This is a genomic window from Rufibacter sp. XAAS-G3-1 (genome assembly GCF_013623775.1).
In the GTDB taxonomy this organism is placed as follows: domain Bacteria; phylum Bacteroidota; class Bacteroidia; order Cytophagales; family Hymenobacteraceae; genus Nibribacter.
The window spans coordinates 145,509-159,298 of record NZ_JABFAM010000004.1 but is presented as its reverse complement, the minus strand read 5'-3'; the positions used below and the strand labels follow the sequence as shown (position 1 = coordinate 159,298).

Sequence of the window (13,790 nt, the reverse complement as noted above, 5' to 3'; positions counted from 1 at the left end):
ACATGTCTAAATTAAATATCAGAAGCGTAAAAGCTAGTGAAATAGAGCTGAAAGAACGCGTTGTAGCTATCAACCGTGTTGCTAAGGTGGTGAAAGGTGGTAGAAGATTCAGTTTTTCTGCCATTGTAGTAGTGGGTGATGGTAACGGGGTGGTTGGATACGGCTTAGGTAAAGCAAACGAGGTAACCGATGCTATTGCAAAGGGTATTGATGATGCTAAGAAGAACCTAGTGCGTGTTCCTTTATTCAAGCACACTGTTCCTCATTCTATGGAAGGTAAATTCTCTGGTGGGTTTGTATTGATCAAGCCTGCTGCAGCTGGTACCGGTGTTATCGCTGGTGGTGCGATGCGTGCTGTATTTGACAGTGCTGGTATCAGAGATGTACTGGCTAAATCAAAAGGTTCCTCTAACCCGCACAACGTGGTGAAAGCTACTTTTGATGCTCTGTCTAAGATGCGCGATCCATTGGTTGTTGCTCAGCAACGCGGAATCAGTTTACAACGTGTATTCAACGGGTAATTATGGCAAGTGTAGAAATCACCCAGATCAAGAGTATTATTGATCGTCCTGGAAGACAAAAGCAGACCATGAAGGCGCTTGGTCTTGGAAAAATCAATAAGACTGTAACAAAAGAGTTGACTCCTCAGATTGCAGGAATGGTTAACAGTGTGCAACATTTAGTATCTATTAAAGAGGTCTAAAATGAATTTAAGTAATTTAAAACCCGCTGAAGGTTCTGTAAAGAACCGGAAGAGAATTGGTCGGGGTACCGGTTCTGGTAGAGGTGGTACTTCTACCCGTGGGCATAAAGGAGCTAAATCCCGCTCAGGTTATTCCTCTAAAGCAGGATTTGAAGGTGGCCAGATGCCTTTGGTTCGTCGTGTGCCTAAATTTGGTTTTAAGAACATTAACCGTGTAGAGTATACTGCCGTTAACCTTGATGTTCTTCAAAACTTAGCTACCAAATCAGGATCTTCTGTTATTGATTTCGCTGTGTTGCGTGAAAACGGCTTAGCTTCTAAAAATGACAATATCAAAGTTCTTGGAAGAGGAGAATTAACTACTGCCATTGAAATTCACGCGCATGCGTTTTCTCAGACTGCAGTAGAGGCAATTGAAAAAGCAGGCGGCAAGGTTGTGACTCTGTAGCAGATGAAGAAGCTGATTACTACGATTAAGAATATCTTTGCGATTGAAGATTTGCGAGTTAGAATCCTAAATACTTTAGGATTCATCGCAATTTTCAGATTAGGTTCCTATGTTGTTTTACCTGGTATTGATCCAAATCTATTAGGAGGTAATTCAGCAGGGATCTTAGGGTTATTAGATGCCTTTTTAGGTGGAGCATTCAGCAATGCTTCCATCTTTGCATTGGGTATCATGCCCTACATTTCTGCTTCCATCGTTTTACAGCTTCTAACCATTGCAGTTCCTTATTTTCAGAAATTGCAGAAAGAAGGAGAGTCTGGTCGTAAGAAGATAAACCAATACACCAGGGTGCTTACCATTGTAATCACCTTGGCGCAATCGGTTGGTTTCCTGGCAACGATCAACGCAGATGCGATTGATCCGTCTGTAGCGGGTCCTCTTTTCACGATTTCTTCTATGATTATTCTTACCGCCGGAACAATGTTCTGTATGTGGTTGGGTGAGAAAATCACAGATAAAGGTATTGGAAACGGAATCTCCATGTTAATCATGATCGGGATTGTTTCACGTCTCCCTGGTGCACTTGTTGGGGAAGCTTTGGCTTTGGGACTCGGCCGTGCCCTTATTTTCATCATTGAATTGATTGTTCTCTTCTTTGTGGTGATGAGCGTGGTCATGTTGACACAAGCCATTAGAAGAATACCAGTTCAATACGCAAAGCAAGTTGGAGGCAGTGCTTCTTTACAGGCAGGACAGAGGCAATTTATTCCGTTAAAGGTGAATGCAGCAGGTGTAATGCCTATCATCTTTGCCCAGTCTTTGATGTTTTTACCAGGCATGATTGCCTCCTTCTGGAGAAATGAAAGTGATCTCGCCAACGAGATTGGAAACGTTTTCTCTGATTATACCTCTTGGCAGTACAACTTGTCATTTGCGGTTCTGATTATCATCTTTACCTTCTTTTACACTGCCATCAGTGTGAATCCTAACCAGATTTCTGATGACTTAAAGAGAAGTGGCGGATTTGTGCCTGGAGTCAAGCCTGGTTTGGCTACATCAGAATACATAGATGAGGTTTTAACCAGAATCACGTTACCTGGTGCTATCTTTTTAGCCATCATAGCTATTCTACCATCCATTGCTATGTTGTTTGGAATTACAAGAGAATTTGCAGCCTTCTTTGGCGGTACGTCTCTTATAATTTTGGTAGGGGTAGTTTTAGATACATTGAACCAAATTGAGAGCTATTTGTTGATGCGTCATTATGATGGCATGATGAAATCTGGTAAACTCAGAGGACGTTCAAAAAACATAGCGGTTGCTTCCTAAGGAATGATCATATATAAGACCGAAGAAGAAATCGAGCTTATTACACAAAGTGCTAACATCCTCAGTCAAGTGCATGGTGAAGTTTCCAAGCATATTGCTGAGGGTGTTACTACCTTAAAATTAGATTCTGTCGCTGAAGAATTCATCAGAGACAACGGAGGTTCTCCTTCGTTCAAGGGATATAATGGATTTAAGCATAGTTTATGCATCAGCTTGAATTCTGAAGTGGTTCATGGTATACCTAGTACCTATGCTCTACAATCAGGAGATATTGTATCTATTGATTGTGGAGTTTTTTTTAAAGGTTTCCATAGTGACAGTGCCTACACGCATCCCGTGGGCGAGGTTAGCCTAGAAGTGAAAGACTTACTTCAACGCACAAAAGAGTCTTTATACAAAGGCATTGAGTACGCGGTGATAGGTGCACGTATTGGTGATATTGGTCATGCCATTCAGTCGCATGTTGAGCAATATGGATATGGTGTGGTTAGGGAACTGGTGGGACATGGCTTAGGCCGCAGTTTACATGAAAGCCCTGAAGTTCCTAATTACGGTAAACGTGGGCAGGGAATGAAACTTCAGGACGGTTTGGTTCTTGCCATTGAGCCCATGGTGAACCTTGGCTCACGTTATGTGGTTCAGGAAAACGATGGTTGGACTATCCGTACCAGAGACAAAAAGCCTTCTGCCCATTTTGAACACACAGTTGTGGTGAGAAAAGGGAAAGCAGAGATTTTAACTACTTTTGATTACATAGATAAAGCACTAAACTAATACATGGCTAAACAGTCTTCCATCGAACAAGACGGTACCATCATTGAGGCACTATCCAATGCAATGTTTCGGGTAGAATTAGAAAATGGCCATCAAGTTATTGCCCATATTTCCGGAAAGATGCGGATGCACTACATCAAAATTCTTCCCGGCGATAGAGTGAAATTGGAAATGTCTCCTTACGACCTTAGTAAAGGCAGAATAGTTTACAGATACAAATAAACAGATGAAAGTTAAAGCGTCAGTTAAAAAGCGCAGTGAAGACTGCAAAGTGATCAGACGTAAAGGCAAACTTTACGTGATCAACAAGAAGAATCCACGTTATAAACAAAGACAAGGTTAATTTTTAAAACATGGCTAGAATAGCAGGAGTTGATATTCCAGATAACAAAAGAGGCGAAATTGCCTTGACGTACATCTTCGGTATTGGCCGCAAGTTGTCACAGTCTATTTTGGTGAAGGCTGGGGTGGATCTTGACAAGAAGGTGAAGGATTGGAGTGAAGATGAAGCCGGAGAAATCCGTAGCATCATTGCTTCTGAGCACAAAGTTGAAGGTGTTCTTCGTTCTGAAGTACAATTGCACATCAAGCGATTGATGGACATTGGTTCTTATCGGGGTCTACGTCATAGAAAAGGTTTACCAGTACGGGGGCAGAGAACTAAAAACAACTCTAGAACCAGAAAAGGTAAGCGTAAGACTATTGCAAACAAGAAGAAGGCATCTAAATAATTAAACGACAATGGCTCAGAAAAGAAAAGATAAAGCCAAGAAGCGCGTGGTTGTGGTGGAGCCTGTTGGTCAGGTACACATCAAAGCTTCTTTCAACAATATTATTATCTCTGTTACCAACATCAACGGCCAGGTGATCTCCTGGGCTTCTGCTGGTAAAATGGGATTCAAAGGGTCTAAGAAAAATACTCCTTATGCTGCCCAAATGGCTGCTGCCGATTGCGGTAAAGTAGCTTACGAAGCTGGATTGAGAAAGGCTGAAGTGTTTGTAAAAGGCCCAGGTGCTGGACGTGAGTCTGCTATCCGGACTATGCAAAATGTAGGTATTGAAGTGACTTCTATCAAAGATGTGACTCCACTTCCTCACAACGGATGTCGTCCTCCAAAGCGCAGAAGAGTTTAAGGATATTATTTAGTAGTAGAAATGGCAAGATACACAGGCCCTAAGAGCAAAATCTCTAGAAGATACAACGAACCAATTTTTGGACCAAGCAAGGCCCTAGCTAAGAAAGCTTACGGTCCAGGTATGCACGGTCGTGGTCGGAGAAAAAAGCAATCTGAATATGCCATCCAGTTGATGGAGAAGCAAAAAGCGAAGTACATCTACGGTGTATTGGAGAAACAGTTTGAGAACTTGTTTGACAAAGCAGCCCGTAAAACAGGTATCACCGGTGAAAACTTACTGGCTTTGTTAGAAGCAAGATTAGACAACACTGTATACCGCTTAGGTATTGCTCCTACCAGACGTTCTGCCCGTCAATTGGTAAACCACAACCACATCCAAGTTAACGGAAACGTGGTGAACATTGCTTCTTACACCCTGCGTCCTGGTGATGTGGTAAGTGTACGGGAGAAATCAAAATCATTAGAAGCTATTACTACCAGCCTGGCTGGACGTAATGCTCGCGCTTTCACTTGGTTAGAGTGGGATGGCGGTCAAATGGCCGGTAAATACATCTCTAATCCACAGCGTGATCAGATCCCTGAGAAAATTCAGGAACAGCTGATTGTCGAGCTTTACTCTAAGTAATATCTTCTAATCTAAGTTTCAACCCTAAACCAGCAATCATGTCAATATTAGCCTTTCAAATGCCAGAGAAAGTCGTGATGGAGAAATCCGACGACTTCAATGGACAATTTGAATTTAAGCCGCTAGAGAAGGGCTATGGTGTAACCATTGGGAATGCGCTGAGAAGAATTCTTCTCTCCTCATTGGAGGGATATGCCATCTCCAGCATCAGGGTTCCTAGTGTGCTCCATGAGTTCTCTACCATTGAAGGTGTGGTTGAAGATGTCTCTGAAATTATCCTGAACCTGAAAATGGTTCGGTTCAAGAAAATTGGTGACTTGGTTGATGATAAAATCACCGTTAGCATCAGCAAGCAAGATACCTTCACTGCCGGTGACATCAATAAGTTCTCTGGTTCTTTCCAGGTGTTGAATCCTGATTTAGTGATTTGCCACTTAGATCCTGAATCTTCTTTTGAAATTGAGTTAACCATTCAAAAGGGAAGGGGCTACGTTCCAGCAGAAGAAAACCGACCCGCAGATCAGGTTTTTGGCCAAATCGCCATTGATGCTATTTTCACTCCTGTAAAGAATGTGAAATTTAGCGTGGAGAACACGCGTGTGGAGCAGAAAACTGACTACGAGCGTCTTTTACTTGAGATCACGACGGACGGTTCTATCCATCCGGAAGATGCTTTGAAAGGTGCTGCCAATATTCTGATCCAGCATTTCATGCTTTTCTCTGACAACACCATGACTTTTGAGACCGTGAAGCCTGAAGAGGAAGAAGCGGTTGACGAAGAAATGCTGCACATGAGAAAAGTTCTTAAGACACCATTGCACGATATGGATCTTTCAGTTAGGGCGTACAACTGCTTAAAGGCAGCTGACATCAGAACACTAGGGGATTTAGTGCAACTGGATCTTTCAGACATGATGAAGTTCCGTAACTTTGGTAAGAAATCATTGACTGAGTTGGAAAACTTAGTTTCTGACAAAGGCCTTACGTTCGGAATGGATATCGCCAAGTATAAATTAGAAGAGGATTAATCATCTACGGCATAATTCCCGATCCCGACAGGTTGATCGACGGTATGCACGTGCACAATCAAATCAATGAGACACGGTAAAAAGAACAACCACTTAGGAAGAACAGCCTCTCACCGCGCTGCTTTGCTTTCTAACATGGCATCATCATTAATCCTACATAAGCGTGTAACCACAACGGTTGCCAAAGCCAAAGCGCTTCGCAAGTATGTAGAGCCTTTGCTTACTAAGTCAAAAAGCGACACTACGCACTCACGCCGTACTGTATTTGCTTACTTGCAGAACAAAGAGTCTGTAAAAGAGCTTTTTGACAACGTATCTGGTAAAATCGCGAATCGTCCGGGTGGCTATACGCGTATTATCAAAACAGGTACTCGTTTAGGTGATAATGCAGAGATGTGTATCATGGAACTAGTGGACTACAATGAGGATATGCTAAGCACAACCGGTACCGGTACTGCGGCTAAGCCTAAAACGAGACGTCGTTCTTCCGGTAAGAAAAAAGAGGATGGTCAGGCAACTACTGATGCTTCTGCTTCTACCAAAGAAGAGACTCCTTCTGCTGACTCGGCTGGCACTCCAGCCGCAGAATAGTGAGAATGTAATTAATTATGAAAAGGGATACGAGATTACTCGTATCCCTTTTTTATTTTTGTCCCATATTTACTTAGAATGAAGCTTCATACAACAACTGATGCAGTATTGGTGCTGGAAGACGGCACTGTATTCCGGGGTAAAAGCCTTGGTAAAATAGGAACCACCGGCGGTGAGGTTTGCTTTAACACCGGCATGACGGGCTATCAGGAGATCTTTACTGATCCTTCCTACTATGGTCAGATTGTGATCACCACGGTATCTCACGTGGGCAACTACGGGGTACAACCAGAAGAAGTAGAATCTGGCAACATTCAGATCAAAGGGCTGGTGTGCAAAGAGTTTTCGCATCATTTCTCCAGAAAGACCGCCGAAGGTTCTTTGCAGGAGTACTTTGAGAAAGCCGGGGTAGTGGGCATCTGTGAGATTGATACCCGTGAACTGGTGCGGTACGTGCGCGACAAAGGAGTGATGAACGCCATTATCTCTTCTGAAACTACTGATATTGCGTTCTTACAGCAGCAACTGCTGGAGGTACCGTCCATGGATGGGCTGGAACTCTCTTCTAAAGTGACTACCCTGCAGCAGTATGACCTACTTGTAACCGAAACCAGGTTTAAAGTGGCGGTTCTGGATCTGGGTGTAAAACGTAACATCCTCAACAATCTCACCCTTAGAGGCTGTGAGTGCCGGGTGTTTCCGTACGGTAGCACCTTTGAGGAAATGGAAGCTTGGGGGCCAGACGGCTACTTTATTTCCAATGGCCCCGGTGACCCAGCGGTGACCTTGGAGGCAGTAAAGAGCGTAGAGCAAATTCTGGCGGTGGAGAAACCTATGTTCGGGATCTGTATGGGACATCAGATTCTGGCGCAGGCCAACGGTATTCCTACGTACAAAATGCACAACGGGCACCGGGGCTTGAACCATCCTGTAAAGAACCTGATTACGGGTAAAAGCGAGATCACTTCCCAGAACCACGGGTTTGCGGTAGATGCCGAGGCGGTGAAAAACAACCCTAACGTGGAGATTACGCACATCAACCTGAATGATAATACCGTAGAGGGTATCAGAATTAAAAACAAACCAGCTTTCTCTGTGCAATACCACCCAGAGTCTTCTCCAGGGCCACACGATTCTGAGTACTTGTTTGACCTGTTTGTGGAAATGTTAGAGAAAGAGAAGAATTCATCAATCCAAAATAGAACTATATGAGCTTAATTGAAGACATCAAAGCCCGCCAGATTTTTGACTCCCGTGGTAATCCTACCATAGAGGTAGACGTGATCACCCAAAGTGGCATTGTAGGCCGCGCGGCGGTTCCGTCCGGCGCTTCTACCGGTAAACACGAAGCTGTTGAACTGCGCGATGATGACAAGAGCATGTTCATGGGCAAAGGGGTGCTGCAAGCGGTACAGAACGTGAACACCATTATTGCCGATGAACTGGTGGGTTTCAATGTTTTCGAGCAGAGCCTGCTGGACAAGATCATGATTGAGATTGACGGTACGCCCAACAAAGCCAAGTTGGGGGCTAACGCAATCCTTGGTGTTTCTTTGGCTGCCTCCAAAGCCGCCGCCAAAGAAGCTGGTCAGTCTCTGTACCGCTACGTGGGGGGCGTGAACGCCAACACCTTGCCGGTGCCCATGATGAACATCCTGAACGGCGGCAGCCACGCCGACAACTCCATTGACTTCCAGGAGTTCATGGTAATGCCCGTGGGCGCCTCTTCTTTCTCTGAAGCGCTACGTTGGGGAACCGAGGTGTTCCACCACCTGAAGAACGTCCTGAAGAAAAAAGGCATGTCTACCAACGTAGGCGATGAAGGCGGGTTCGCGCCAAACATTGGCTCTAACCAGGAAGCCATTGAGGTGGTATTACAGGCCATTGAGGCCGCAGGCTACCGCCCGGGCGAAGACTTCATGATTGCCATGGATGCCGCCGCTTCTGAGTTCTATGATGCCTCTACCGGTCACTACCACTTCAAAAAATCTACCGGTGACAAACTGACCTCTTCTGAGATGGTCAACTTCTGGACAGACTGGTCTAAACGCTACCCTATCATCTCTATTGAAGACGGGATGGACGAAGATGACTGGACGGGTTGGAAGTCTTTGACCGATTCTATCGGGCATACCACTCAGTTGGTTGGCGATGACCTGTTCGTGACCAACGTGACCCGTTTGCAGCAGGGTATTGACCAGAAGACAGCCAACGCCATCCTCATCAAGGTAAACCAGATTGGTACGTTGACCGAAACCATTGATGCCATTAACTTAGGCCGCAGAAACGGGTATAAGAGCATCATGAGCCACCGTTCCGGTGAGACCGAAGACAACACCATTGCTGACTTAGCCGTGGCGCTGAACACCGGTCAAATCAAAACGGGTTCGGCTTCCCGTTCAGACCGAATGGCCAAGTACAACCAGTTGCTCCGTATTGAGGAAGAACTAGGCGAAGTGGCGTACTTCCCGGGCCGGAACATGTAATCTGCCGCCTGATACAGCAGAACGGAGGAGGCGTTTTAGGTTTGTTTTTGATAAAACAGGACGAAAACGGAATTTGAAAATTTGATTCGCTTCTGGTGCAGATACCTTCTGGAAACTTTGTAAATTCATGGCGGCAAGACAGCACTTGCCGCCATTTTTCGTTTTTGCCATGTTAGCACGCGTCCCCAAATTCTTCCGCAACTTTTATTTTCTGACCGGGCTGGCTTTTCTAGCCTGGATGTTCTTCTTTGATTCAAATGACTTCATCACCCAATACCAGACCAGCCGTAAGCTGACCATTCTGGAGGAGGAGCGGGACTATTACCTGGAGAAGATTGCCGAGGTGCAGAAAGACCGCAAGGAGCTGATGAGTAACCCTGAATTGCTGGAGAAGTTTGCCCGCGAAAAGTACCTCATGAAAAAACCTACCGAGGAACTTTACCTTATTGTAGAAAAGGAGGGGGAAGAATAGAAATTGATTTCTCCTGAAGTTATAAAAGCAGAACGCGCGGCCCCATTGGAGTCGCGCGTTCTGCTTAAAAGCATTTCTGTTTTGGAACTGTTCTAGCTACTATGGCCCCAAAGCAGAAGTGTGTCTCCTATGGCGCAGATTTACTTCTGCGGCTTAAGTACTTCAAAGGAAGTCACAGCAGTAAATCCGCGCCATAGAAGGCTTTTGGCTAATCTGTTTTAAGGCTGTTTTCTTTAAAACAGCCTTAAAACAGATTATTCAATCTTTTTGCCCGTCATGGCCTTCTTGATGGAGATCTGCATCACCCGTTCCGCGAAGGGACTGGTTTGTTCTTCCAGCACATCCACCGCTTTCAAGATGGTGTCTTTATCGCCGGTAGGCAACACGTCTTTCAGATGCTGCACGTTCTGGCGGGTGAGGTTAATTTCCTCCGGGGATAAATGCTCCGCGTTTTTCTGCACGAAGCGCTCTACCTGGTAAATCATCTGCTCGGCGGTGGTGCGGGCCTCAATGACCATGCGCGTGGAAACGTCTTCGCGGGCGTGGGTGATAGAATCCATCAGCATCTGTTCTACCTGGGCATCAGTTAAGCCGTACTGCGGTTTCACTTCAACCTCCTGCCGTACGCCCGAACGCAGTTCAACGGCCTCTACCTTCAAGATGCCATCGGCGTTCAGGATGAAGTTCACGTCTACTTTGGGGAAACCGGCAGGCATGGCCGGTATGCCTTTCAGGTCGAACTCAGCCAATTTGCGGTTCTCTTTCACCAGATCGCGCTCGCCCTGGTACACCGCTATTTTCATGTTCACCTGTCCGTCTACCGAAGTGGTGTATTGCCGCCCGGCTTTGGTAGGGATTTTGGAGTTGCGCGGGATAATGGAGTCCATCAGGCCGCCCATGGTTTCAATGCCCAGCGTGAGCGGCGTCACGTCCAGCAGCAGGATGTCCTTGCGGTTTCCGGCCAGCACATCGGCCTGGATGGCGGCACCCAGGGCCACTACTTCATCGGGGTTGAGGGAGTTGTTGGCGGGTTTCCCGAAGAAGTCGCTTACGGTCTGGTACACCAGCGGCACGCGGGTAGAGCCGCCCACCATAATCACCGTGTCAATCTGCTCGGGCTGAAGCCCGGCGTCTTTCAAGGCCATCTGGCAAGAGGCCATGGTACGGTCTACAATGGGCGTGATCAAGGTCTCAAACGTGTGGCGGTCTAATTTGAGCTCAACGCCGTTCAAGTCAGATTTGAATTTATCCTGGCTGCTCAGCGCCTTCTTCGCTTCCTCGGCTTTCAGCCGAAGCGCCTGGGCGGTGTTGGGTTCTTGCAAAGCCAAGTCAGCGAGTAAACGGTTTTGCCGCGTCCAAAAGCCAATGATTTCACGGTCTAAGTCATCGCCTCCCAGAAACGTGTCGCCGTTGGTAGACAGCACCTCAAAAATGCCCTGGTGAATGCGCAGGATGGAGATGTCAAACGTACCGCCGCCCAGGTCATATACGGCAATGGTTCTCTCCTCGCTCTGGTCTAAGCCAATGCCGTAGGCCAGAGAAGCCGCGGTAGGCTCGTTCACAATGCGCAATACTTCCAGGCCCGCCAGTTTACCGGCATCGCGGGTGGCTTGGCGCTGAGAGTCGTTGAAATAGGCCGGTACGGTAATCACGGCCCGGTTCACGGGCGTTTTGAGGGCGTGCTCGGCGCGGGCGCGGAGTTCTTTCAGGATCTCGGCACTCAGCTCAATGGGGGAGTAGAATTTGTCCTGCACCCGTATCTTCACCAGCCCCTCAGAGTTATCGTCAATGATCTTATAGCCGAAGGTGTCTTTGTGTTCGCCCAGGTCTTGGTACGACTTGCCCAGCAACCGCTTGACCGAGTAAATGGTATTGGCGGGGTCAGTGATCAGAAACTCCTTGGCGGCATCGCCCACCAGTACTTCTCCGCTCCCCGCAAAGTGCACCACCGAGGGGACAATGGTGCCCAGGCCCAGGTCATTGATAGGGATGGGAACATGGTCTTCGGGGTGCATATACGCCACCAGACTGTTGGTGGTGCCCAGGTCAATACCCACAATGACCTCTTCCTTCTGGATAGAGGCCGTGGTCAGATTTATCGCTATTTTAGCCATGCTGTCAGGTTTAGTGCCGCGCGTAGGGGCGCTCTTCGGCAAAAGTACGAAGAAATAGGCTGTTAAAGGTTTACGGTTTCCTGCGGGATAGGTGGCGAAAGAGTGCTTGTTCAACTGGTAAAGGAGGAGTAGAACATGCGTTTTGACGTTGTTTTAGGAAAAGAAAGCCTAAAACCCCCTTCTGATGAAGAGGCTTCCCCAACAGTTGGCTTCAAAAACGCGTTTCTGGCCTGTTTCGCTAAAAGTAGTGCAGAAACGCATGCTGGTTCTTCTGCCGGTTTTATCATCCCCAACGCTTCCAGTAAGCTAAGCTAGACTTACTGTAAGCCATTGGACAGAATACCTCTTCTCCTCTTCCTTGACTTCCTGGAAGGATCTCCGTGGCAAACGGCAAGGGCGTTCGGGCTCTTTGATCTGAGATTGTCGAGCACGCCATCAACCAAGGAAAGGTGAGGCAGATCGTCAAAGAGAAGATCAGAAACAGAAAGCCATAGGATAATAATGATTATATGACTTTATTTGATGCTGTGCGGCATTCCAGAAGAAGCACGTGTTTTGGTGAGATTTAACAAAAAAACAGGATATTCAGCATGAGTGGATTAGAGCAATTCTCCTTAAAGGATAAAGTTATAGTCATCACCGGCGCAACCGGAATCCTAGGTGCCGCCCTTACCCTGGCGGTAGCCAAAGCCGGAGCCAAGGTAGCAGTTTTAGGCAGAAACCAACAACGAGCCAGTGAGAGGGTAAAAGCAATTGAGGAAGCAGGCGGCGAGGCCATCGCCGTTTTGGCCGATGTGCTGGACGAAGCCCAAATGGAAAAGGCCAAAGAACAGATTCTGTCAACTTGGGGCACCATTGACGGATTGGTGAATGGCGCGGGCGGAAACATGCCCGGCGCTACGGTTTCGCCTGAACAGAACGTATTTGACTTTGATGTGGAGGCCACCCGGCAAGCCGTTGACTTGAATTTGTTTGGAACCGTGATCCCCACCAAAATATTTGGGCGGGTGATGGCTGAAAACGGCAAAGGAACCATTGTGAATATCTCTTCCTTGACGGCCCAACGGCCCCTGACCCGCGTGTTGGGGTATTCCATGGCCAAGAAAGCCGTAGAGTCATTCACCCAATGGATGGCGGTGGAACTAGGTTTGCGCTACGGCGGAAAGATAAGAGTGAATGCATTAGCCCCTGGGGTGTTCCTGACCGAGCAGAATAGAACTTTACTGTTGAACGAGGACGGAAGTTTAACTGACAGAGCACAGAAATTCATTTCCAACACCCCTTACCAACGTTTTGGAGAGCCAGAGGAACTCACCGGAACGTTGATCTTTCTGCTGAGCGATGCTTCCAAGTTTATTAACGGCGAAACCGTGTTAGTAGATGGCGGCTTTAACGCCTTTTCAGGGGTGTAGTGCAAAGATGCAAGACTGCAGGCTACAAAGCTTGAACATGGCTACCGCCAGTTGCTTTTAGAGCCTGTTTACATTCCATTTTTGCGCGGCAAACAACCATCAAAAAGAACCTGCGTTCGCGGTTGCGTAGCGCTGCTACGCGGCTCAAAAAACGCTTCCTAAGAACCTTTCTCTGACCATTTTCGCCCGCAAACCTCAAATGTAAACAAGTTCTTAAGTTGTTGCCTACTCCCTACCTGACGTTACGCCATTGTGCTGGAGGTTCCCAGCGGGTCTGGAGACTCGCTTCATCCTGTGTCACGAGGCTGGAGTCTCGCACCAGTAGGCTCTAAACCTGTGAGGTCTCCCAGACCTCACAGGTTTCCGCGTTTTTGGTCTATTTTCCTTAAACCAGCCCCAAAACGCATCCGCAAAACTCCCCTCTCCGCGGGAGCTAATACCAACCAGTATTTACCTGCTCCCCTTGGTTTTCTGGCGCAAGCGGACGCTTGCGCCTGGAGGTATCTAACTAGCTATAGGAGATGCTTCAGCTGGTCTGAAAAGAACAAAAGTGGTCAAGATTTAGGAGAAAGTTCCGATTTCTTATGGGGTTAGAGGAAAGTATTTTACCTTAGTGGGCTCGAGCACATAAGGGCAAGTTGCATTTGGCGATACAACGGCTGTTGGCCGCTC

The 13,790-nt window shown here is 47.0% G+C and carries 18 protein-coding genes; 17 read left to right on the top strand and 1 reads right to left on the bottom strand.

The window, feature by feature from the left end; all coding sequences use genetic code 11:
- Positions 1-2 precede the first annotated feature (2 nt).
- The 15 genes from rpsE to HHO50_RS03120 all read left to right on the top strand — a co-directional run bounded on the left by rpsE (position 3) and on the right by HHO50_RS03120 (position 9,592).
- Entirely contained in the window at positions 3-521 is a 519-nt protein-coding gene (rpsE, locus tag HHO50_RS03190; RefSeq protein WP_181304563.1) for a 30S ribosomal protein S5, read from the top strand.
- A 2-nt stretch (positions 522-523) separates the two neighbouring features.
- Positions 524-703 (top strand): 50S ribosomal protein L30, encoded by a 180-nt coding sequence (gene rpmD / locus HHO50_RS03185; protein ID WP_219921427.1) that lies wholly within the window; start codon positions 524-526, stop codon positions 701-703.
- Between the two features lies 1 nt (position 704).
- Positions 705-1,151 (top strand): 50S ribosomal protein L15, encoded by a 447-nt coding sequence (gene rplO / locus HHO50_RS03180; RefSeq protein ID WP_181304562.1) that lies wholly within the window; start codon positions 705-707, stop codon positions 1,149-1,151.
- Positions 1,152-1,154: 3 nt separating this feature from the next.
- Positions 1,155-2,480 carry a preprotein translocase subunit SecY gene (gene secY, locus HHO50_RS03175; protein ID WP_181304561.1) on the top strand — a complete coding sequence of 442 codons (1,326 nt, stop codon included), beginning with the start codon at positions 1,155-1,157 and terminating at the stop codon, positions 2,478-2,480.
- A 3-nt stretch (positions 2,481-2,483) separates the two neighbouring features.
- On the top strand, positions 2,484-3,254 hold the full coding sequence (gene map / locus HHO50_RS03170; RefSeq protein ID WP_181304560.1) for a type I methionyl aminopeptidase: 771 nt from the start codon (positions 2,484-2,486) through the stop codon (positions 3,252-3,254).
- A gap of 3 nt (positions 3,255-3,257) precedes the next feature.
- Positions 3,258-3,476 (top strand): translation initiation factor IF-1, encoded by a 219-nt coding sequence (infA, locus tag HHO50_RS03165; protein ID WP_048919321.1) that lies wholly within the window; start codon positions 3,258-3,260, stop codon positions 3,474-3,476.
- A 4-nt stretch (positions 3,477-3,480) separates the two neighbouring features.
- A complete protein-coding gene (ykgO, locus tag HHO50_RS03160; RefSeq protein ID WP_071885446.1) occupies positions 3,481-3,597 on the top strand; it encodes a type B 50S ribosomal protein L36 in 117 nt (38 codons plus the stop codon).
- 10 nt (positions 3,598-3,607) lie between these two features.
- A complete protein-coding gene (rpsM, locus tag HHO50_RS03155) occupies positions 3,608-3,985 on the top strand; it encodes a 30S ribosomal protein S13 (RefSeq protein WP_181304559.1) in 378 nt (125 codons plus the stop codon).
- A gap of 10 nt (positions 3,986-3,995) precedes the next feature.
- On the top strand, positions 3,996-4,388 hold the full coding sequence (gene rpsK / locus HHO50_RS03150; protein WP_062544001.1) for a 30S ribosomal protein S11: 393 nt from the start codon (positions 3,996-3,998) through the stop codon (positions 4,386-4,388).
- A gap of 21 nt (positions 4,389-4,409) precedes the next feature.
- Complete coding sequence (gene rpsD / locus HHO50_RS03145; RefSeq protein ID WP_181304558.1) at positions 4,410-5,015, top strand: 30S ribosomal protein S4; 606 nt, start codon at positions 4,410-4,412, stop codon at positions 5,013-5,015.
- A 38-nt stretch (positions 5,016-5,053) separates the two neighbouring features.
- Positions 5,054-6,043: a DNA-directed RNA polymerase subunit alpha gene (locus HHO50_RS03140; protein ID WP_181304557.1), complete on the top strand. Its 990-nt coding sequence runs from the start codon at positions 5,054-5,056 to the stop codon at positions 6,041-6,043.
- 66 nt (positions 6,044-6,109) lie between these two features.
- Positions 6,110-6,634 (top strand): 50S ribosomal protein L17, encoded by a 525-nt coding sequence (gene rplQ / locus HHO50_RS03135; RefSeq protein ID WP_181304556.1) that lies wholly within the window; start codon positions 6,110-6,112, stop codon positions 6,632-6,634.
- A 78-nt stretch (positions 6,635-6,712) separates the two neighbouring features.
- Positions 6,713-7,846: a glutamine-hydrolyzing carbamoyl-phosphate synthase small subunit gene (gene carA, locus HHO50_RS03130; RefSeq protein ID WP_181304555.1), complete on the top strand. Its 1,134-nt coding sequence runs from the start codon at positions 6,713-6,715 to the stop codon at positions 7,844-7,846.
- Positions 7,843-9,120 (top strand): phosphopyruvate hydratase, encoded by a 1,278-nt coding sequence (gene eno, locus HHO50_RS03125; protein ID WP_181304554.1) that lies wholly within the window; start codon positions 7,843-7,845, stop codon positions 9,118-9,120. The genes carA and eno overlap by 4 nt, the downstream gene beginning before the upstream one ends.
- 169 nt (positions 9,121-9,289) lie before the next feature.
- Positions 9,290-9,592: a septum formation initiator family protein gene (locus tag HHO50_RS03120; RefSeq protein WP_181304553.1), complete on the top strand. Its 303-nt coding sequence runs from the start codon at positions 9,290-9,292 to the stop codon at positions 9,590-9,592.
- Positions 9,593-9,846: 254 nt separating this feature from the next.
- Here the strand turns inward: HHO50_RS03120 and dnaK are convergent, their stop codons facing one another.
- Positions 9,847-11,706 carry a molecular chaperone DnaK gene (gene dnaK, locus HHO50_RS03115; protein ID WP_181304552.1) on the bottom strand — a complete coding sequence of 620 codons (1,860 nt, stop codon included), beginning with the start codon at positions 11,704-11,706 and terminating at the stop codon, positions 9,847-9,849.
- Positions 11,707-11,841: 135 nt separating this feature from the next.
- On the opposite strand from dnaK, the gene HHO50_RS03110 reads away from it, so the two are divergent.
- Both HHO50_RS03110 and HHO50_RS03105 read left to right on the top strand, forming a co-directional pair.
- The gene (locus HHO50_RS03110; protein WP_181304551.1) at positions 11,842-12,021 is read left to right on the top strand and encodes a hypothetical protein; all 180 of its coding nucleotides are present in this window, start codon (positions 11,842-11,844) and stop codon (positions 12,019-12,021) included.
- 275 nt (positions 12,022-12,296) lie between these two features.
- Positions 12,297-13,118: an SDR family oxidoreductase gene (locus tag HHO50_RS03105; protein WP_181304550.1), complete on the top strand. Its 822-nt coding sequence runs from the start codon at positions 12,297-12,299 to the stop codon at positions 13,116-13,118.
- Positions 13,119-13,790 lie beyond the last annotated feature (672 nt).